Raw genomic sequence first — 18,845 nt, 5'->3', positions numbered from 1 at the left:
TGTCAGTTATCTGACTCATATTTTTAACTTTAGGAAATCAAAATGAGCTTTTTAATTTCTGCTGCTCATGCAGCACCGGCAGCTGGCCCAACTAATGGTATTTTGCCAAACATCTTGATGATTGTCGTATTCGTTGCAATCTTTTATTTCTTAATTTGGCGCCCTCAAGCAAAGCGTGCTAAAGAACACCGTTCTTTGATCGAGAGCTTAGGTGTTGGTAGTGAAGTTGTTTTTGCTGGCGGTTTAATGGGCAAAGTAACCAAAATTGAAGGTGACTATGCAGTTGTTGAACTTAGCCGTGGTGTAGAAGTAAAAATTCAGCGTGCCAGCGTAATTTCAGTATTACCTGAAGGCACTCTAAATAACCTTTAATCATAAAACAGTCGTGCTTTAGCACGGCTTTTTCATTTAAGAAGAAAGCGAATGCGTTACCCTGCATGGAAATATTTACTGATTCTGGTTGTTCTGGTAATCAGTACATTATACGCACTGCCAAGTCTATATCCGGATGAGCCCGCTGTTCAAATTTCCGGTGCCAAAGCAGGTACCCAAATTGATCAAAGTGTGGTGAAAAAAGCAGAGCAAATTTTAAAAACAGCAAATATTGCGAGCCATGACAATACTTTTACAAATAATGCTGCCCTATTGCGTGTCAGTTCATCTGAAGCGCAGTTAAAGGCAAAAGAAGTATTACGTCGTGACTTAGGTGATCAATATGTTGTTGCCCTAAACCTTGCACCAACCACACCGGAATGGCTGCAAAAGATTGGGGCAAAACCAATGAAACTTGGTTTGGATTTACGTGGTGGTGTCCACTTCTTACTTGAAGTAGATATGGACAAAGCCGTTGCCCAACGTATGGAAACCTCTGCCACCGATTTGCGTCGTCAGTTCCGTGAAAACAAGATCAAATTTAACAGTCTTGCATTAACAAATAATGTGATCACTGTTCAATTTGCTGACAATGCTGACCGTGATGCAGCAATGGATTTTTTACGTCGTAATGGGAATGAATATACCCAACAGGCATTAGCAAGCTCTACAGGTTCTACTTTAAAGCTTACTTATACTGATGTGCGTCGCCAAGAAATTCAGTCATATGCGGTAAATCAGAACTTAACAACATTACGTAATCGTATTAACGAACTTGGTGTTGCAGAAGCATTGGTACAAAGTCAGGGTAGCAACCGTATTGTTGTTGAATTACCGGGTGTACAAGATACAGCTGAAGCTAAACGTGTTTTAGGCCGTACTGCGAATCTCGAATTCCGTTTAGTTTCTGACTTAAATGATCAATATATCGATCCATATACGGGTAAATATAATGGTCAACCTTTACCTCCAGGCACAGAAGTTTTTGCTTATGAGTCTTTAGACAGCGGTCGTCAACTCTTGTTGCAACGTAACCGAATCTTGACTGGTGAGCGTGTTCAAAATGCAAGCTCTGGCTTTAGTCAGGACTCTGGCGGTGCCGAAGTAAATATTACGCTCGACAGTGCTGGCGGTAAGCTGATGTCCGATGCAACCCGTAATGCGGTTGGTAAACGCATGGCGGTATTGTTCATCGAGAACAAGCAAAAAATTAACTATGTCACCGATCCAAAAACTGGTGCACAAACAGAAGTTCGTACGCCATACACTGAGTCTGTAGTCATTAATGCTGCAACAGTTCAAGCTGTTTTAGGTTCGACTTTCCGTATTACTGGTTTAAGTTCTCCTCAAGAAGCATCTGAACTTGCATTAATGCTTCGTGCTGGTGCTTTAGCTGCGCCAATGTACTTTGTTGAAGAACGTGTTGTGGGTCCAAGCCTTGGTCAAGAAAACATTGATAAAGGTGTATTGTCTACTCAAATAGGCTTCTTGCTCGTTGCAATCTGGATGGTCGTTTTCTTCCGTGTATTCGGTTTAATCGCGAACTTTGCGCTTGTGTTTAACTTGGCAATGATTTTAACCGTGATGTCATGGATTGGAGCTTCCCTCACCTTACCGGGTATTGCCGGTATCGTTATTACCATTGGTATGGCGGTCGATGCGAACGTATTGATATGTGAACGTATCCGAGAAGAAATGGTCTGGGGAGCCTCCCCCAAACAGGCCATTGTGGCCGGTTATGATCGAGCCTATAACACCATTTTTGACTCGAACTTAACCACGTTCCTCGTTGCATTTATTCTGTTTGCAATTGGTACAGGCCCAATCAAAGGTTTCGCCGTGACATTAATGATCGGTATTATTTGTTCGATGTTTACTGCAATTACAGTAACTCGTGCAATCGTACAAATCATTTATGGCAAACGTCGTAATTTGAAAAAGTTGAGCATTTAAGGAGATCGATGATGACTAAAGTGACTCAACAAGATTCAAAACAATATGGTCGTCCGGATGATGCAAAAATCATCCCGTTCATGAAGATTGCTAAACCTGCGGCAATCTTCTCGATCCTTATTACTTTGGCAAGTATTTTCTTTATTGCGACTAAAGGTCTTAACCTCGGTTTGGACTTTACAGGTGGTGTTTCAGCTGAGCTTAACTATGCTCAACCAGCCAATCAGTCTGAAGTTATTCAGGCACTCGATAAAGCTGGTTTTAAAGATGCTGTAGTACAAACCTTAGGTAGTAATAAAGACTTACTTGTGCGTATGCCAGTACAAGAAGTTAAGGTTGAAGACCTTAGTAATGCGATTACTAAAGCAGTGCAGTTACCAAATAATGCTGCCGAAGTTCATAAAGTGGACTCTGTCGGTGGTCAGGTTGGTAACGAGCTCTATGTTCGTTCTGCTGGTGCCGTTGCACTAGCACTTATCTTAATGTTGATCTACGTGACCATCCGCTTTGAGTTTAAACTCGCGATGGGTGCCGTAATGTCTTTATTCCACGACATCATCATTATTATTGGTGCTTTTGCATTATTCCAATGGCCATTTGACCTTACAGTGTTAGCTGCGGTACTTGCTGTTATTGGTTTCTCGCTTAACGATAACATCGTAGTGTCAGACCGTATCCGTGAAAATTTCCGTAAAATTCGCGGTGCGACTCCTCGTGAAATCGTCGATATTGCGTTAACAGAGACTTTACGTCGTACCATTCATACATCAATGACGTTATTGCTGGTTGTTCTAGCAATGATGTTCTTAGGTGGTGATGGTCTACACTGGTTCTCTGTGGCAATGTTTGTTGGTGTATTTGTTGGTACTTATTCTTCGATTTATATCGGTACTGCATTTGCATTGTGGCGTGGTCTTAACCGCCAAGACTTCATCGTTCAGGTTAAACCTGAATTTGAAGATGAAATTCCTTGATTGTCTAAATACGACTGTAAAAAAAACCGCGATTCATTCGCGGTTTTTTATTTGATTCAAAAATTATTTACGGCGTAATGCATCCGAAATAGCTTCAACCAGCTGTTGAGAAATTTCCTGTTTAGATGCTTTTTCTAACTCACGCTTTTTCATGTGATAGCTTTCAGCAAAGAAAACTGTCATCGCATTCTCATCAGAAGCAAACCCAATATCTGCACGTGATACATCATTGCAGGCAATCATGTCTAGTTTTTTAGCAACAAGTTTCCCTGCCGCATATTCTTCAACATTTTGCGTTTCGGCTGCAAAGCCCACCATAAATGGACGTTTTTCCTGACCTGCGATTGTTGCCACAATATCTGGATTTTTTACAAGGGAAACATTCAACTCATCCCCTGCTTTCTTAATCTTATGCTCAGCAACTTCTGCTACGCGATAGTCTGCAACTGCCGCAGTCGCAATAAAAATATCGCAGCCTGTTTCCAGAGAGCTCATACTGACGTCAAGCATTTGTCGTGCTGAGGCAACATTTACACGTTGAACACCATTTGGCGTATCTAAACTTACAGGTCCAGCAATCAGAGTCACTTGCGCGCCAGCAGCATAACAAGCAGCGGCTAAAGCAAAGCCCATTTTTCCAGTACTATGGTTTGAGATATAACGAACAGGGTCAATCGCTTCACGTGTTGGCCCAGCAGTAATAACCACTCGCTTACCTGCCAACAGTCCAAATTTCTCAGCGATGGCACGTTGAGCTTGATGAAAATAGCCAGCGACTTGACGAGCAATTTCTTCTGGCTCAGGCATACGGCCTAAGCCGACATCACCACAAGCCTGCTCACCCGCATCCGGCATGATTACATGTACACCATCTTCGACTAAGGTTTGCAAATTACGTTGAGTTGCTTTAGCCGCCCACATTTGCTGGTTCATCGCCGGAGCTACCCACACAGGAGATTTTGTTGCCAAAAAAACTGTACTGAGTAAATCATCTGCCAAACCATTCGCAAATTTAGCCAATGTGTCACAGCTTGCAGGTGCGACCAGTAATAAATCAGCCCAACGCGCTAATTCAATATGTCCCATACCCGCTTCAGCCGCAGGGTCTAGAAGTTCAGTATGAACAGGATTACCAGAAAGAGCCTGAAAAGTTAGTGGTGTAATAAATGCCTGAGCACCATGTGTCATCACCACTCGCACGTCAAAGCCATAATCTTTGAGGCGGCGGACTAAGATGGCACTTTTATAGGCAGCAATTCCGCCAGTAACAGCTAAAACAATGTTTTTATGAGGAATAACGCTTAGATCAAAGCTCACGAACAGGATACCTTTCTGTTGCAGTGGCGCTCACAATAGCATTAAATACGCGCAGACCCAAGATTGATTGGGCAAACAAAATAAAATTTTAAGCGAATTATGCTGGGGAATATGAATACTTCTATTAAAAATTGGCCTGAACAAGAACGGCCAAGAGAACGGTTATTACAACAAGGTCCACAAAGTCTCTCAGATGCTGAGCTACTCGCGATTTTTCTTCGCTCAGGTTCAAGGCAACATTCAGCTGTCGAGCTGTCGCGTTTACTCATTCAACACTTTGGTAGCTTAAATGCTGTGTTTGATGCGCCATTAAGTGAGTTAACTCAATTTAATGGCATTGGGGCAACGAAATATTCACAATTATTGGCAGTCAAAGAACTTGGACGGCGTTATCTCGATCATCACTTCCAGGCACATAATCTCAGCCTTCATTCCTCAGATTTAGTTTTGGATTATCTACGCTATGAATTAAAAGGCGAAAAACAAGAAGTCTTTGCTGTTTTGTGTCTAGATCCCGAATTAAGAAAACTTCATTTTAAAAAACTATTCTTTGGTTCAGTTCAGCATTGCGCAGTTTCGGTCAATCAAACCTTACGCTACGCCTTACAGCAACATGCTTGTCAACTCGTTATTGCACACAATCATCCCTTTGGTTCTCCAAAACCGTCTTCCGAAGATATTGCATTAACTCAGCAACTTGAACAGGCTTGTCAGCTTGTTGAAATTCGTCTGCTTGACCACTTTATTATTTCACCAGAAGGGAGCTTTTCCTTTGCTGAACAACAACTGCTCAACCCAGCAACAATATCAGTTCAATGATATTGACAAAGTACAACTAAGCCTAGAATATCAAAATAAAAATAGTGATGTTTAAAATAAAATGATTGTTCGTGAACAGCCTGGTATTTTTAAAGTTTTATTCTCTTGGCGAGGGACGATATTACCTAAAATCTTACCCTCTTTAGGGGTACTCATGTTGATCTCGTCAATCATTGGTGGCGTGGAATATATCAACCTTTATCGTTTTCCAGAAATTCCTTTGGTTGGCTTTACTCTTATTGGCGTTGTAATTTCTATTTTTTTAGGTTTTAAAAATAGCGCATGTTATGACCGTTGGTGGGAAGCGCGAAAATTATGGGGCGTTTTGATTGCAACTTCACGCCATTTTGACCGTGACTGCCGTATTTTAACCCAAGCTCGCCGTGAACGTGTTATTCAGCATGTCATTGTGTTTGCTAATGTATTACGTGACCGATTGCGCCGTCAGACAGCGAACCCAACTGAGTTAATACAAACCAGTGGTATGAGCCAGCAAGCACTTACTCAGCTCTACCAACAAAATAATGCACCTCAGTACACGCTCAGTCTCATTCAATGGGAGTTGTTACAGGCACTTAAAGAAGGTGAAATTTCTGACATCATTTATGCACAAATGAATAGGAATGTTGCCGACTTAAGCGTCGTACAAACGGGCTGTGACCGAATTGCCAATACACCAATTCCATTTGCCTATTCAGTTTTGCTCAACCGCACAGTTTATTTTTTCTGTTTTATGTTGCCGTTTAGTCTAGGGTCAATGCTTGGATTAGCAACACCTTTACTCGTCGGAATTTTGGCATACACATTTTTAGGTCTAGATGCGCTAAGCTCTGAAATTGAAGAGCCTTTCGGTACTCAAAGTAATGATTTACCGCTAGATGCTATGGTGCGTAATATCGAGATTGAACTGTTAGGGACGCTCGGTAAGCCTACCCCACCGCCAATTCAGGCTCAAGATAACAACTTACTCTAAACCTCGATTAAAGAAAACGCTCCCAAATCCCTTGTTGCTTATCAGTGAGTTTAGGTGTATTTCCGAGTTTAATCCATGGCATATTTTCACCATGAAAATCACTGCCAATTGAAACTGCCAACTGATATTGTTCAATCATTCGATCAATCATTTGGCGGGTAGATAGAGGTTCCATTGGTGGAGGTAACTCAATTGCGTCCCCACCTGAAGTTGCGAACAACTCGATTAAATAACGAACGTTAGTTGCAGATAAATCATAGCGGGTCGGGTGTGCTAATACTGCGAAGCCTTTACTTTGATGAATCACATCAATGGCTTCTTTTAAGCCTAGTCCTTCAAACTTTACAAAAGCCCGTTTTCCTTCTTTTAAGAAACGATCAAATGCTTGTTGAGGACGAGTCACGACATTTTTCTCGACCAATGTTTTAGCAATGTGAGTTCTTGTTACCCTATCCGCCTGATTTTCTACTTTGGCAAGAACATCATCATAAATCTGAAAACCAATACATTTTTCTAATAGCTCACAAATCACTTTAGCTCTTTGCGCTCTAATTCTTTTTTGTTGTTCTAATGCTTCTAAAATTGGTGCTTCATCTTGCATATTTAAAGCAACAATATGTACACCATAACTCTTCTTAGTGGTTGGGCGCGACCACTGACTAGAAATCTCTGTGCCAGAAATAATATTTAAATCATGGCCTTGTGCAGCATTTTTTGCACGCTGCAACCCATCCATTGTATCGTGGTCAGTCAAAGCCAACGTATGCAAGTTCACATCTATAGCAGCTTGCACCAGCAATTCTGGAGACAAAGTTCCATCAGAAATATTGCTATGTGTATGTAAATCTATGCCTTGCATCTTTTATACTATGCCATTCGCCAAACCTGATCAGATACTCTAACATGAAAGCACTTCTGGACTTTGTTCCATTAATTATTTTCTTCTATTTATATAAAACAGTTGATCCAACTGACACACAGCATCCTTTACTGAAACTGATCGGGTCTGCTGGTGGTGCCGATAATAATAATATTCTTGTAGCGACGACTGGCTTAATTATTTCAATGCTTGTGGTATATGGTGCCCTATTCGTTTTCCAAAAATTCCGTCTTGATAAACAACAGTGGTTTGTATTGTTTATGACTGTCATTTTTGGTGGTATCACCCTCATGTTAAGTGACGATTTCTATATTCGTCTCAAAGCTGCGATTTTAAATTTAGTTTTCGCAGGCGCATTCTTGGTTTCACCTTGGTTTGGTAAAGACCGTAAACCGCTCATTCAACGCTTATTTGACCCGATTTTAGATTTGAGTGAAAAAGGTTGGAAAAACCTCAATTTTGCTTGGGCTGCGATGTTTGTTGTGATGTCTTGTCTGCATGTATTCTTCGCATTTTTGTTTCACGGTGGAAAATATTGGGGTGAATTTACCGCATTTGGTGACATGATCGTCATGTTTTCATTTATCATTATTCAGTTCATTATTTTACGTAAACATTTTAAGTCACCAGACGCTTAAAGTGCTTCCAGATTGATTATAGAGATACGATTACATGCCTTTTTTTGTTCTAAGCTGTACCGATAACGAAGGAACTTTAGAAAAACGCTTGGCAGTACGCCCTCAGCATATCGAACGCTTACAAAAACTCGATGATGAAGGCCGCCTTGTTACAGCGGGTGCTATGCCAAAAGATCCTAATGATCCGCAAGCAGGCTTCTTTGGTAGCACCATGATTGTTGAATTCGACAGTCGCGGAGCATTAGATGAATGGTTAAAAGAAGAGCCATTCCTTAAAGAAGGCATTTATGCTCACATTGATGTAAAACCGTTTAATAAAGCATTTCCAAAAGGGTAATCGCATGCAGCTTGCAATCAAAAGCTTTATTGGCTTGTGTTTGATATGTTCAACTGCTGGAGCAGTTGAACCTGCTGCGACACCAGCAACTCCTTCTCCAAGTGCGCCTTCAACTCAAGCCGCTAAACCAGCTCCAACATCGGCAACTGGAGTCAAAACAGCACCAACTGCAGCACAACCACTTACAGCAGAACAGCTCGCAAAGAACAAGCAACAGCAAGACGCAAAAATCAAAGCCTTAGTTCAAGATCAAGCATCTCGCTTAAAACAGCTAGAACATGCCAACCTTGAAGCGCTAGCCCAGAACCAAGAGTTACAGCTAAAAAATGATAATCTCTCTGTTCAGGTTCAAGTCTTACAAAGCGAACGAAGTGCGCAAATGTTTTTATATGGCGCTGTTACCTTAGCGGGTGGTGTATTGCTAGGTTTCTTTATTGCTAGTTATATTCATACAAAACGTCGACGCCAGTGGTAATCCCAAGCGATCTATTAAATTCAATGAACGTATCAAACCGTATCCAAACAGCAGAGCTGGACTGGGAATTTGTCGATGGTATCGAGATTCCCATTTCTAAACAATTTGGTGATGTCTACTTCTCTAAAGATAATGGCCTACTTGAAACACGACATGTTTTTCTAAATGGTAACGACTTATCAGAACGATTAGCCAATCTAAAAGATTTTGAATATTTCAGTGTAGGAGAAACTGGTTTTGGTACAGGTTTAAATATTCTTGCACTCTGGCAACTTTGGCAGCAAATTCGTCCTAATAATCAAAGCCATTTACACGCAATTAGCGTGGAAAAATTTCCGTTAAGTAAAGCTGACCTTATTCGCACTTTAAATGTCTGGGATGAACTTAAACCGCTTGCAGAGCAGTTAATTGAACAATATCCCCTGCCTATTGCTGGATGTCATCGTTTAACTTTTCCTAAAGAACGTTTTAGCATCGATCTATGGCTTGGAGATGCGCAAGAAATTTTCCCAAGCATGGCTAAAACTAAAGCTGTGAATGCCTGGTTTTTAGATGGTTTTGCACCGTCTTGCAACCCAGACATGTGGGAACAAAATGTTTTAAACAATATTGTCCGTCTTTCAGGTTATGGAACTACATTCGCCTCTTTTAGTGTTGCTGGCATTCTAAAACGTGGACTAAAAGCACATGGTATCGATATTTCTCGTCCACGTGGTTTTGGCCATAAACGAGAAATGCTCAAAGCAGTCTGGAATCTGCCTGAATCTAATGAAGGTTTCACAGAATTAGATCAAACTCATGCATTGGCTACAGAGCAACAGCATATTGCGATTATAGGGGCTGGTGTAGCAGGTTTAAGCACAGCGTGGGCATTTGCAGCACGTGGCCACCAAGTGACCTTATACGAGCAAAACAATGCATTATCGGGTGCCTCTGGAAACCCTTTGGCATTACTTAATCCGAAACTATGCCCAATTGAACAAAGTCATGAACATCTCATGACTTTAAGTTGGCAACATGCTTTAAATTTTTATAAAAATTTTAATGCATTCCGTCCACTTCAAATTCAACAAATTGCATTGAAAAATGCAGATGAACTTCTCGATTTGGTAAATCAGTATCCAGCTCAAGTTGTTACCAACTCAGCGAACTCACTTGAAACTGATTACTCAAGCATATTACTAACTGAGGCTGGTTCCGTTTCACCACATCAATTACGTGATGAAATTTTGCAGCATCCATGTATCAATCTCAAAATTGCTCATGTCACAGCACTTGTTTCTTCTGAAAATAAAGTTCAATTGCAAACCGACAATGAAATTATTGCAGAAGCAGACCATGTCGTTGTGTGCTGCGCTCGAGAAAGTGCTGCTTTATTTGACAACTATCCGCAGTTAAAACCAATACGTGGACAAGTGAGCTGGGTTGATAATACGTTTGCCCCCCTGCCTTTAAATGAAGCTTATAGCTATGGTGGCTATTGCATGCAACTTGACGCTGCACAGATGATTTTAGGCGCGTCTTTCTACCCAAATCGTGAAGATCAAGATGTACTTCCCGAAGACCATGTGCATAACTTTGAATTAATCCACAGTGTATTCCCTGAATATGCTGAAAAGTTACCGTCACCTTCGACATGGCAAGGGCGTGCATCCATACGGGCACAGAGCTTAGATTATTTTCCTCTGGTTGGAAAAATGCAGGAGAATAGCCGAATTGCTACTTTTGCCGGGCTTGGCTCTAAAGGCTTTCTTTTTGCACCGCTATGCAGTGAAATCTTAGTTGCTCAAATATTAGGAGAAGCTTGTCCAGTGCCAGACCGCCTATTACAAAAATTGAGTCCTCAACGGTTCCAAAAGAAAGTGAAACCTAAAAAGCTTTATTTTAAACCGCAATAATTCATTTCAATAAAAAAGCACCCGAAGGTGCTTTTTTTATGCGCCCTGCTCTAGAGGCAAGCCAGCATCACGAGCTGCACGTGTCCCGCCCATCAGCACGACATATTCACGCGAGGCATCCAATCCTTCTAGTTTCTCAGCTGCACGAGGAGCTTTGCTACCACCACCACATAAAATATAAATCGGCTGACCCGCAGAGACCTGTTTCAAAATATCAGCATTCAAATCATTAATTGGGCGATTCACCGCACCTTTAACATGCCCTTCTGCATAAGCATTAGTATCACGGACATCCCAGATAACAGCATTTTCTGGGAATTCAAATGTTGTAATTTCTTGTTTACGGATCATTGTGCACTCCTTTGATGTAAACAACACTTGGCAAATGAAGAAAACCCTCTTAGCATCTCAAATATTCTTTCACTTTGTAAAGGTCTAAACTATGCCTTCTTTCGATATTGTCTCTGAATTAGAGTTATTTGAAGTTAATCATGCTGTACAAAACACACAAAAAGAGATTGCAACACGCTTTGACTTCCGTGGTCATGATGTTTCTATCGAATTAAATGAAAAAAATAAAGAAATCAAAATCAGTACCGAAAGTGATTTCCAGTGTGAACAAGTTTATAACATGTTAGAAAATCATTTTTATAAACGTAAAATTGATGTTCAAGCACTTGATCCACAAAAAGCTTCGGCTTCAGGCAAAAACTTTGTACAAGTCATTAAACTTAAAGATGGTCTTGACTCTGATACTGCAAAAAAAATTAATAAAGCCATTAAAGAAAGTGGCGTTAAAGTGCAATCTTCTATTCAAGGCGACAAAATTCGTGTGACTGATAAAAAGCGTGACACCTTACAACAAGTCATGACTTTTTTACGTGAACAACAATTCGGTGTGCCATTACAGTTTAATAACTTTAAAGATTAATATCTTGTCGGCCATTTAAAGCTAAGGTAATTCCATGTCTCAATCCAATCGTCTATCAAAACTGGTAAAAGCGACTTCAAAATTCCCTAAAGGTATTCGGAGCACGCTTTGGAGCAAGGCGTTTGGTCGTATCGTGCCAATGGTGGGTACAGCAAATATCCGCTATCAGGAAGTAGACTCAAACCACGTTACTGTCCGTTTAGAAAACCAGAAAAACATGCAAAATCATATTAAAGGAGTCCATGCTGCGGCGATGGCTCTTTTAGCAGAAACTGCAACAGGTTTTCTAACGGGTTTACATATTCCTGATAACCGCATTTTATTAATCAAATCATTGCATGTAGATTATTTAAAAGTGGTTGAAGGCGGTTTGACTGCTACAGCAACATTGTCTGCTGAACAACAAAAGTTTATTGCAGATAATGAGAAAGGTGAACTTGTGATTCCTGTTACTGTGATTGATGATGCAGGCAATGAACCAATTCAATGCCAAATGCTCTGGGCATGGTTACCTAAACGTAAGAAATAATAACTAATCTAAAGTATTTTTAGACGGTTATTTACCTCAAGATATAAAAATTATTTTTGTATCTTGAGGTCAAAATGAAAAAAATACTGATTCTTTCCTCTTTATTTACCAGTTTAATATTTACAACTATAAGTTCTCACGCGACTGAACCCAGCATTAAAACCAGTAAAGTAACTTCGGCTAAATCAGAAGCTATTGATAAAGTAAGTGCTCAAAACAAAAGAATAGTGACCGACTTTTATGAAGGTGTCTTTTTAAAACATAAAGTCAAAGAATATGCAGACCGCTATATTGGTCAACAATACATTCAGCACAATCCTAATGTTCCAGATGGGAAAGCGCCTTTTGTTAATTTCTTCACTGAAAAATTCCAAAAGAATCCGCAAGCTAAAAATGAGATTAAACGTGCAATTGCTGAAGGTAATCTTGTCGTTTTACATGTTCATTCGACTGAAAATGAAAAAGATCGAGGAAGAGCGATTGTTGATATATTCCGTGTTGAAAATGGGAAAATCGTAGAGCATTGGGATGTGATACAAAATATTCCTGAGCAAAGCAAAAATACAAATACGATGTTTTAATTTCTAAAAACTAGTTTTTCTTTTGAATAAAAATTAAAGCCTGAATACTAATATTCAGGCTTTCTGATTCTTATTGAGTTTCCAAAAACTTCTGTTTCGCTTCTTCAGGTATTTGACGCTTATTACCTTTTACATCTACTGCTACAAAGGTAAAGACTCCTTCAGTAATGCGTATTGGTTCACGAGAGTCATCATGACTATCCCAAACTTCAATTTGCATCTGAATAGAAGTATTTCCAACTTTTAAGATCTTGGTATAGCAGCTAATGACAAAGCCAACTTTTACCGGAACCAAAAAGGTCATTTGATTAATAGAAATCGTAGCACAGCGACCACGACTGAAACGTTCTGCGTGAATTGCTCCAGCCAAGTCCATTTGTGACACAATCCATCCACCAAATACATCACCACTCCAGTTTGTATCTGCTGGCATGGCAATCGTTTGTAAGGATAAAATTCCTTCTGGTTTGGTATAAGCTTCTGACACCTTAGCTCCCGAAATTCGTTTGAAGTTGTTGATCGAGCCACTGCTGCAATTCAGGCGCACGTAACGCACCGCTAATACGCGCGACCTCTGTCGTTTTATTCATTAAGACAAGTGTCGGAATACTTCTCACATGAAAAGCTTGGCTCAAGCGAGGAGATTCTTCGGTATCAATCTTGGCAAAGATAACGCCTGGATTCTGTTTTGCGACCTGCGCAAAATGTGGAGCCATCATTTTACAAGGTCCACACCATTCTGCCCATAAGTCTATAAGAATAGGTAGATCACTATTCGTGATGTAGTTACTAAAATTTTGCTCATTTAGCTCAATAGGTACAAGCGGTAGTAATGGCTGATGACATTGCCCACAGCTTGGTTGCTCCGGAAGTTTTTCTTCAGGAACTCGGTTTTTAGCACCACAAGATGCACATACAATAATCATTTACATCACTCCTATATGCTGATGTAAAAATTCTAATTGGGTTGTCACTGCTTTTTCAAACCATGAACCATGATAGATATCAAAATGTTTCATATCCCATTCATGATAACTCACAAAAGGCGCAATATTTGTCGCAGCTTCACGGCTTGACTCAATAGGAATAAGCGAATCTTTTTGAGCAGCAATAAATAAAACCGGAATATTAATCTGGCGCACAACTTGGATTGGACGGTATCGCATCAAATTAAAAAAGACACGAGCAGGAACTTCCCCACTCCAATAATAATCAGGATTTACAATCGATAAATAGCCATAATAACTATCTGCTGTAGGCATAAAGCATAGGTTATGTTGATCAACAACAGGTAATCGCTTTGGATTAAGCCCCATCTTTGATCCCATATAATCCTGACTTGATAGCTTCAATGCTTGCGGATAGCGCTGCAAAGGATAGAGTTTGGCAGTTTCAGCGCCATCTACATAAGGAATTTGTACTAAAACTGCTTGAATATTCTTTAACTCAGAAGCTAGGCTTAGTGCATATCCCCCACTTAAAGAAGTTCCCCAAAGCACAATCCTTCGGTTATCTACGAGTTTAGAAGTCGAAGCATACTGAATCACCGTCTTCCAATCTTCTAATTGTGAATTGATGGAGACCATTTCTCTAGGCTTGCCAGTACTTCCGCCCCAATATCTGTAATCAAACAAAATAACAGCGTAACCTGCTTGAGCAAATCGCTGGGCATACTGAATAAGTTTAAATTGACGCAATCCGGCAAAACCATGCGCCATGATAATTACCGCAGATTTATTATTTGTTTTTGGAATATAAAAGTCAGCTGCGATCATTTCCTGATCACATGGAACATATAAAGGCTCAACCGTATAAGCGTGCATATGTGCTCCGTGGCATTATGGTCGAAGTAATGAATTTACAAAAAACATCCTGATCGCCTTTTAAAAATCTAGAGCTGTTCTATGACATAAGTTTTATCTATGTAGGAACAACGTTTTAGTGTCTTGTATCTCAGGTTAAGCTTAATGCTATGATACAGCATAAGAGGTTTTGTTAAATTTTGGAGTGACGAAATGTCAGATAATGTTGGTTTCGCAGGTCAAATTGGTCCAGAACACGTTGGCCAAGTTGTAGAAAAAGGATTTAAATCTATTATTAATAACCGACCAGATATGGAAGGCGGCCCAGAACAACCTACAAGCGCTCAGATTGAAGAAGCAGCACGTCAAGTAGGCTTAGACTATGTTTATCAACCTGTTGTAGCTGGACAAATTACTGAGCTAGATGTACGTACTTTTGCAAATCATTATAATGATTTGCCAAAACCTGTACTCATGTTCTGCCGTACAGGAAACCGTTCAAATAATCTATATCAATTAGCCAAACAAATGGATTTGTTAGACGACTAATTTTAAGAAATTAATATTCCATAAAACCCTATTTCTTCTTTAAAGTAGGGTTTTTTGATAAATTATTTTGCATATCTCTGCACGAACTCAACAGAACTAAAAATAATATTAATTTAGAGTATTTATATCTTTTGATTCATTTATTAATTTTCTATGAATAAATTTATTTTCGCTCTTTTAAGCTGTTTAATCATTAGCGCATGCTCCTCAATGCAAGTAAAACCTACTGTCGGAGTAACGATAGGTACAGGCATTTAATCAGTTAGTTTAACTATAAATATAATGAGCAACCTCATGAAATATATGTTATTTTATAAATCTAAAAAATTATTTTAAATAACTTATCATTTAATGGGGAATAATGATGAAACTTACTCATGGGGTATGTGGGATTACTTTGGCTGCTTTTTTGACAGCTTGTGGTGGTGGAGGTAGTGATGGTTACTACAACCAAAATTCAAATTCTGGTTCTACAACAACACCAACCACTCCATCAACAGATCAGGATTTAGCGATCTCAGTTTTAAATAGTGTAAAACAAGAAGGTAAATATTTGTTTGGCGTTTATGATCTTAATGATGAAAAGCAATCAAAAGGTTATATTGATCACGCACTAGATACCTTCGCTCAAGGACCACTTAAGTTAACCTTAGACATTCGAAAAGTAGATCTTACTAAGTACTCCGACCACTATCGAGATAAATGTTTTATCAAGAGTACTACAGACTACCGCGCCTGCTATGTCTTTAAAGGGGAAGAAATTAAAACTTTACTCACTGGTTATAATGATTGGGACTTTGATATTACAACAGATGATTTAAAAAATATTAAACTAGCAAACGACAATACATCTCCAAATTTAGAAGACTATCAATCAAATACTAGAATTTATATTTTTCAAAATGAAAATAATGATAAAAACTTCCAAGATGTAACAATTACTGGAGCCTTCGCCTACCCATTTCAACAGTCATGGGGTCTAGAACAAACCAAGCAGAAAAGATTCGTATTAATTAACTCTGCTACAAGTGATTATAAAATAACTACAACTACTATTGTTCCAGATCCAGAAACAGGTCAACCAACTGAAAAAGAAGTAACCACAGGTGCAATGAGTGTCTATAAAGATAATACATCAATTGATGGTGATCTGTATGTAGTTCAAGGTGGTTCTGGTTTCAACGTACTCATTAATGACAATCCTAATGTCCCTTTTGCAGAGCCCATTTCATTTGTTGTGAACTCTACTCCTGGCAATACAAACAATGCAACATATAAAGTAATGGCTAATAATCACCAAATATTGAGCCTACCAAGTATTACTAGCCTTGAAGGAAGCCGAGTTGAAAATGAATCACCAACAACGAATGCACAGAAATTTAATGGCAGTATTTATTTAGAAGGACAAAATATTTTTACTTTCAAACAAAGCTCGAATGGAACTACATTAGACTTTAAGCATGTTATTAATGGGGTAAGCATTGAAGGTCAGTCTATTAATCAAAATGGGACTGTTTCAACAACCCTAAAAACACCTTTTATGCAAAAATTTACATTTTAAAGCTAAATAATTAGGATGAAACCCTCTGTTCAAGAGGGTTTTTCTATATATTCTAAATATCTATTAAAATAGCTTAATGACAATGTTCGATATTATTATCATTGGCGCAGGTACTGCTGGTATTAGCGCATACAAAGAAGCCATTAAACATACCAACAATATTTTAATTATAAATGATGGACCATGGGATACCACTTGTGCCCGTGTAGGCTGTATGCCAAGTAAAGTTCTCATCTCTACAGCAAACCGTATGTTTGACATTCAAAATGCTCAAGAGGTTGCTTTAGACGTATCTGCAAATATTAATACTGATCAAGTGATGCAGCATGTACAAACTTTACGTGACAGATTTACACAAGCAACTTTAAAAGATGTAGATCAATGGCCGACTGAGCATAAAATTTCTGGCAAGGCACATTTTATTGATGCACAAACTGTAAAAGTTAACGGAAAACAGTACAAATCAAAAAGTTTTATTCTGGCGGTCGGTTCAACTCCTAATTATGATCAAATTTGGAAGCAAGAATTAGGAAACCGGCTTATAACAACAGACCAAATATTTGAGTTAAAAACACTTCCTAAATCTATTGCTGTAATTGGTAGTGGTGTGATCGCTCTTGAGATTGCACAAGCTATGCATCGCCTAGGTGTAGAAACAACAATCTTTGCTCGCAGTAAACGAATTGGAATCCTAACTAGTTCTAGACTTCAACAGCTTGCTCAAAAAGAGCTAGGAAAAGAATTAACAATTCTATTCGAGACTTTACCGAGTGAAGTTAAATGCATTGAAGAAAACGCTGTATTAACTTACCAACTTGATGAAACAGAGCAAACTCTCAAAGTTGAATATGTTTTAGCAGCAACAGGCCGTACAAGTTTAATTGATACTTTAAAACTAGAAAATATTGATAATTCATTCAAAGATACTAAATTATTACCCATAAATGCTAAAACTAAGCAGTTAGATACATATCCAATTTTTATTGTTGGGGATGCTTATACCTCAACACCACTACAGCATGAAGCAGCTAATGAAGGTAAAAAAGTTGTTTATAACTGTTTAAATTATCCACAGGTAAACGCAGTTAAGACACTTACTCCATTAGGAATTGTCTTTAGTCATCCTGAAATGGCGATCGTAGGTCAAAGTTATAAGCAATTAAAAGATAAAGGTGTAGATTTTATTACAGGCGAAGCCTCTTATGAACGACAAGGAAGAGCTATAGTTCTTGGAAAAAATAAAGGTGCTATTGAAGTTTATATTGAACGGGAAAGCCAAAAACTTCTCGGTGCTGAGCTATTTACAGAAGCAACTGAACATATGGCCCATTTATTAAGTTGGATAATCGGTGAAGAATTAACGCTAAATGATATTCTAGAGAAACCCTTTTATCATCCGACCTTAGAAGAAGGTCTTAGAACTGCTCTAAAGCATGCGCGTAGACAACTGAAATAATCAATTTTAGAAGAGCCCTTTATTAATTAAATTGGCTCTTCTCTACTTCCACTTGCTTTCATTAATTCATTTGATGAGAAATAACCGCTACTAATGAAGCATTCTTTTCAGATGAACTAGTATATATCCATGTCTCTAAAGGCTTCCCATTTTTAGAAATAATATAATTTGTTGTGGTCAAATTCCTATCTTTAAATATTTCTTTTTTATAAGTTAGGCCCGTAGATTCTGGAGGTAGCCAGTTTTCTAAATTCTGCTGAATTTCAGTTGAATTTCCTTTATTTATAAATAATGAACATACGCCATTATCGAGTTGAGTAATAACAAATTTTCCTTCAGAAGAACTTATCATGCATGACCATTATAATCTTTTAAAAAATGTGCAGCATATTCATTAGGCATTTGGATAAACCCCATATTTTTTGCTTGTTTATTTATTAATTCAGGATTTCCTCTAGAACTTACACAAATATTTAAAAAGGCTTTTGTACTATACAAACTTTTCACAGTTTCATTAGCATATATAGAACTACAACTGAGTACTGTAGACAATATGAAGGAAAATATTTTAAATTCTGAAAATTTCATGATTAATACTTTTGTTATCATTTTAAATAATGTGATTTATATCATAATTCATTCTAAAGTTAATGGGGGATTTAGATTTTTTTATCACACATAAAGAAACACCCCCACTCATTAGAATGGGGGTGTTTGGAATAATGAGCTGGCGATGACTTACTCTCACATGGGTAACCCCACACTACCATCAGCGCTAAGAGGTTTCACTTCTGAGTTCG

General features: G+C 38.7%; 21 protein-coding genes, 1 rRNA gene and 1 pseudogene. 15 read left to right on the top strand and 8 right to left on the bottom strand.

Annotation, left to right across the window (positions count from 1 at the left end; genetic code table 11):
• The first annotated feature begins 42 nt into the window (after nucleotides 1–42).
• From yajC to secF, 3 genes are read left to right on the top strand one after another with little or no spacing between them, the layout of a single operon-like run.
• Nucleotides 43–372 carry a preprotein translocase subunit YajC gene (yajC, locus tag MKX14_RS13510; protein WP_002116168.1) on the top strand — a complete coding sequence of 110 codons (330 nt, stop codon included), beginning with the start codon at nucleotides 43–45 and terminating at the stop codon, nucleotides 370–372.
• Nucleotides 373–423: 51 nt separating this feature from the next.
• Entirely contained in the window at nucleotides 424–2,325 is a 1,902-nt protein-coding gene (gene secD / locus MKX14_RS13505) for a protein translocase subunit SecD (RefSeq protein WP_133481561.1), read from the top strand.
• 8 nt (nucleotides 2,326–2,333) lie between these two features.
• Complete coding sequence (secF, locus tag MKX14_RS13500) at nucleotides 2,334–3,299, top strand: protein translocase subunit SecF (RefSeq protein ID WP_005804728.1); 966 nt, start codon at nucleotides 2,334–2,336, stop codon at nucleotides 3,297–3,299.
• Between the two features lie 63 nt (nucleotides 3,300–3,362).
• Here the strand turns inward: secF and coaBC are convergent, their stop codons facing one another.
• A complete protein-coding gene (gene coaBC / locus MKX14_RS13495) occupies nucleotides 3,363–4,616 on the bottom strand; it encodes a bifunctional phosphopantothenoylcysteine decarboxylase/phosphopantothenate--cysteine ligase CoaBC (RefSeq protein ID WP_002116235.1) in 1,254 nt (417 codons plus the stop codon).
• Between the two features lie 99 nt (nucleotides 4,617–4,715).
• On the opposite strand from coaBC, the gene radC reads away from it, so the two are divergent.
• Both radC and MKX14_RS13485 read left to right on the top strand, forming a co-directional pair.
• The gene (gene radC, locus MKX14_RS13490) at nucleotides 4,716–5,435 is read left to right on the top strand and encodes a RadC family protein (protein WP_240282696.1); all 720 of its coding nucleotides are present in this window, start codon (nucleotides 4,716–4,718) and stop codon (nucleotides 5,433–5,435) included.
• Nucleotides 5,436–5,496: 61 nt separating this feature from the next.
• Nucleotides 5,497–6,408, top strand: a complete 912-nt coding sequence (locus MKX14_RS13485; protein WP_046813349.1) for a bestrophin family protein — start codon at nucleotides 5,497–5,499, stop codon at nucleotides 6,406–6,408.
• Nucleotides 6,409–6,415: 7 nt separating this feature from the next.
• Here MKX14_RS13485 and trpH read toward each other — a convergent pair whose 3' ends face one another.
• Nucleotides 6,416–7,267 (bottom strand): PHP domain-containing protein, encoded by an 852-nt coding sequence (gene trpH / locus MKX14_RS13480; protein ID WP_240282695.1) that lies wholly within the window; start codon nucleotides 7,265–7,267, stop codon nucleotides 6,416–6,418.
• 44 nt (nucleotides 7,268–7,311) lie between these two features.
• On the opposite strand from trpH, the gene ispZ reads away from it, so the two are divergent.
• The 4 genes from ispZ to mnmC are packed head-to-tail and all read left to right on the top strand — an operon-like array spanning nucleotide 7,312 to nucleotide 10,636.
• Nucleotides 7,312–7,926, top strand: a complete 615-nt coding sequence (gene ispZ / locus MKX14_RS13475) for a septation protein IspZ (protein ID WP_005064166.1) — start codon at nucleotides 7,312–7,314, stop codon at nucleotides 7,924–7,926.
• Between the two features lie 34 nt (nucleotides 7,927–7,960).
• A complete protein-coding gene (locus MKX14_RS13470; protein WP_240282694.1) occupies nucleotides 7,961–8,263 on the top strand; it encodes a YciI family protein in 303 nt (100 codons plus the stop codon).
• Between the two features lie 4 nt (nucleotides 8,264–8,267).
• Nucleotides 8,268–8,738, top strand: coding sequence for a hypothetical protein (locus MKX14_RS13465; protein ID WP_240282693.1), 471 nt, complete (start codon nucleotides 8,268–8,270; stop codon nucleotides 8,736–8,738).
• Between the two features lie 23 nt (nucleotides 8,739–8,761).
• Entirely contained in the window at nucleotides 8,762–10,636 is a 1,875-nt protein-coding gene (gene mnmC / locus MKX14_RS13460; protein ID WP_240282692.1) for an FAD-dependent 5-carboxymethylaminomethyl-2-thiouridine(34) oxidoreductase MnmC, read from the top strand.
• A gap of 36 nt (nucleotides 10,637–10,672) precedes the next feature.
• Here the strand turns inward: mnmC and glpE are convergent, their stop codons facing one another.
• Nucleotides 10,673–10,987: a rhodanese-like domain-containing protein gene (gene glpE, locus MKX14_RS13455; RefSeq protein WP_240282691.1), complete on the bottom strand. Its 315-nt coding sequence runs from the start codon at nucleotides 10,985–10,987 to the stop codon at nucleotides 10,673–10,675.
• A 91-nt stretch (nucleotides 10,988–11,078) separates the two neighbouring features.
• Here glpE and MKX14_RS13450 point away from each other — a divergent pair, with 91 nt between their 5' ends.
• From MKX14_RS13450 to MKX14_RS13440, 3 genes are all read left to right on the top strand, one after another.
• Complete coding sequence (locus MKX14_RS13450) at nucleotides 11,079–11,567, top strand: YajQ family cyclic di-GMP-binding protein (protein ID WP_032055429.1); 489 nt, start codon at nucleotides 11,079–11,081, stop codon at nucleotides 11,565–11,567.
• A 34-nt stretch (nucleotides 11,568–11,601) separates the two neighbouring features.
• A complete protein-coding gene (locus MKX14_RS13445) occupies nucleotides 11,602–12,096 on the top strand; it encodes a DUF4442 domain-containing protein (RefSeq protein WP_240282690.1) in 495 nt (164 codons plus the stop codon).
• 74 nt (nucleotides 12,097–12,170) lie between these two features.
• Nucleotides 12,171–12,677 (top strand): nuclear transport factor 2 family protein, encoded by a 507-nt coding sequence (locus MKX14_RS13440; protein ID WP_017402663.1) that lies wholly within the window; start codon nucleotides 12,171–12,173, stop codon nucleotides 12,675–12,677.
• A 70-nt stretch (nucleotides 12,678–12,747) separates the two neighbouring features.
• Here the strand turns inward: MKX14_RS13440 and MKX14_RS13435 are convergent, their stop codons facing one another.
• From MKX14_RS13435 to MKX14_RS13425, 3 genes are read right to left on the bottom strand one after another with little or no spacing between them, the layout of a single operon-like run.
• A complete protein-coding gene (locus tag MKX14_RS13435; protein WP_002116010.1) occupies nucleotides 12,748–13,164 on the bottom strand; it encodes an acyl-CoA thioesterase in 417 nt (138 codons plus the stop codon).
• A gap of 1 nt (nucleotide 13,165) precedes the next feature.
• Nucleotides 13,166–13,603 (bottom strand): thioredoxin TrxC, encoded by a 438-nt coding sequence (gene trxC, locus MKX14_RS13430; protein WP_108011735.1) that lies wholly within the window; start codon nucleotides 13,601–13,603, stop codon nucleotides 13,166–13,168.
• On the bottom strand, nucleotides 13,604–14,500 hold the full coding sequence (locus tag MKX14_RS13425) for an alpha/beta hydrolase (RefSeq protein WP_002116064.1): 897 nt from the start codon (nucleotides 14,498–14,500) through the stop codon (nucleotides 13,604–13,606).
• A 192-nt stretch (nucleotides 14,501–14,692) separates the two neighbouring features.
• Between MKX14_RS13425 and MKX14_RS13420 the strand changes: the two genes are divergently transcribed.
• From MKX14_RS13420 to pdhD, 3 genes are all read left to right on the top strand, one after another.
• Nucleotides 14,693–15,028 (top strand): TIGR01244 family sulfur transferase, encoded by a 336-nt coding sequence (locus MKX14_RS13420; protein ID WP_240282689.1) that lies wholly within the window; start codon nucleotides 14,693–14,695, stop codon nucleotides 15,026–15,028.
• Between the two features lie 364 nt (nucleotides 15,029–15,392).
• Entirely contained in the window at nucleotides 15,393–16,589 is a 1,197-nt protein-coding gene (locus MKX14_RS13415) for a hypothetical protein (protein ID WP_046813355.1), read from the top strand.
• Nucleotides 16,590–16,671: 82 nt separating this feature from the next.
• Nucleotides 16,672–18,045: a dihydrolipoyl dehydrogenase gene (gene pdhD / locus MKX14_RS13410; protein WP_046813356.1), complete on the top strand. Its 1,374-nt coding sequence runs from the start codon at nucleotides 16,672–16,674 to the stop codon at nucleotides 18,043–18,045.
• Nucleotides 18,046–18,106: 61 nt separating this feature from the next.
• Here the strand turns inward: pdhD and MKX14_RS18275 are convergent.
• Both MKX14_RS18275 and rrf read right to left on the bottom strand, forming a co-directional pair.
• Nucleotides 18,107–18,633, bottom strand: a pseudogene (locus MKX14_RS18275) (NMCC_0638 family (lipo)protein).
• A gap of 137 nt (nucleotides 18,634–18,770) precedes the next feature.
• A 5S ribosomal RNA gene (gene rrf / locus MKX14_RS18330) occupies nucleotides 18,771–18,845 on the bottom strand; the annotation flags it as partial.

It is taken from the genome of Acinetobacter pittii, from assembly GCF_022449185.1.
Lineage (GTDB): Bacteria > Pseudomonadota > Gammaproteobacteria > Pseudomonadales > Moraxellaceae > Acinetobacter > Acinetobacter pittii_I.
The sequence above is the reverse complement of the archived record's forward strand: the minus strand, read 5'-3'. Positions and strand labels throughout refer to the sequence as shown.

What these genes read in the sequence shown, in the direction of transcription:
- trpH (WP_240282695.1), bottom strand. Translation starts at nt 7,267, where the DNA reads ATGCAAGGCATAGATTTACATACACATAGCAATATTTCTGATGGAACT.
- MKX14_RS13450 (WP_032055429.1), top strand. Translation starts at nt 11,079, where the DNA reads ATGCCTTCTTTCGATATTGTCTCTGAATTAGAGTTATTTGAAGTTAAT.
- mnmC (WP_240282692.1), top strand. Translation starts at nt 8,762, where the DNA reads ATGAACGTATCAAACCGTATCCAAACAGCAGAGCTGGACTGGGAATTT.
- MKX14_RS13465 (WP_240282693.1), top strand. Translation starts at nt 8,268, where the DNA reads ATGCAGCTTGCAATCAAAAGCTTTATTGGCTTGTGTTTGATATGTTCA.
- MKX14_RS13425 (WP_002116064.1), bottom strand. Translation starts at nt 14,500, where the DNA reads ATGCACGCTTATACGGTTGAGCCTTTATATGTTCCATGTGATCAGGAA.
- MKX14_RS13485 (WP_046813349.1), top strand. Translation starts at nt 5,497, where the DNA reads ATGATTGTTCGTGAACAGCCTGGTATTTTTAAAGTTTTATTCTCTTGG.
- radC (WP_240282696.1), top strand. Translation starts at nt 4,716, where the DNA reads ATGCTGGGGAATATGAATACTTCTATTAAAAATTGGCCTGAACAAGAA.
- glpE (WP_240282691.1), bottom strand. Translation starts at nt 10,987, where the DNA reads ATGATCCGTAAACAAGAAATTACAACATTTGAATTCCCAGAAAATGCT.
- ispZ (WP_005064166.1), top strand. Translation starts at nt 7,312, where the DNA reads ATGAAAGCACTTCTGGACTTTGTTCCATTAATTATTTTCTTCTATTTA.
- secD (WP_133481561.1), top strand. Translation starts at nt 424, where the DNA reads ATGCGTTACCCTGCATGGAAATATTTACTGATTCTGGTTGTTCTGGTA.
- MKX14_RS13415 (WP_046813355.1), top strand. Translation starts at nt 15,393, where the DNA reads ATGAAACTTACTCATGGGGTATGTGGGATTACTTTGGCTGCTTTTTTG.
- MKX14_RS13420 (WP_240282689.1), top strand. Translation starts at nt 14,693, where the DNA reads ATGTCAGATAATGTTGGTTTCGCAGGTCAAATTGGTCCAGAACACGTT.
- trxC (WP_108011735.1), bottom strand. Translation starts at nt 13,603, where the DNA reads ATGATTATTGTATGTGCATCTTGTGGTGCTAAAAACCGAGTTCCTGAA.
- pdhD (WP_046813356.1), top strand. Translation starts at nt 16,672, where the DNA reads ATGTTCGATATTATTATCATTGGCGCAGGTACTGCTGGTATTAGCGCA.
- MKX14_RS13470 (WP_240282694.1), top strand. Translation starts at nt 7,961, where the DNA reads ATGCCTTTTTTTGTTCTAAGCTGTACCGATAACGAAGGAACTTTAGAA.
- MKX14_RS13445 (WP_240282690.1), top strand. Translation starts at nt 11,602, where the DNA reads ATGTCTCAATCCAATCGTCTATCAAAACTGGTAAAAGCGACTTCAAAA.
- secF (WP_005804728.1), top strand. Translation starts at nt 2,334, where the DNA reads ATGATGACTAAAGTGACTCAACAAGATTCAAAACAATATGGTCGTCCG.
- yajC (WP_002116168.1), top strand. Translation starts at nt 43, where the DNA reads ATGAGCTTTTTAATTTCTGCTGCTCATGCAGCACCGGCAGCTGGCCCA.
- MKX14_RS13440 (WP_017402663.1), top strand. Translation starts at nt 12,171, where the DNA reads ATGAAAAAAATACTGATTCTTTCCTCTTTATTTACCAGTTTAATATTT.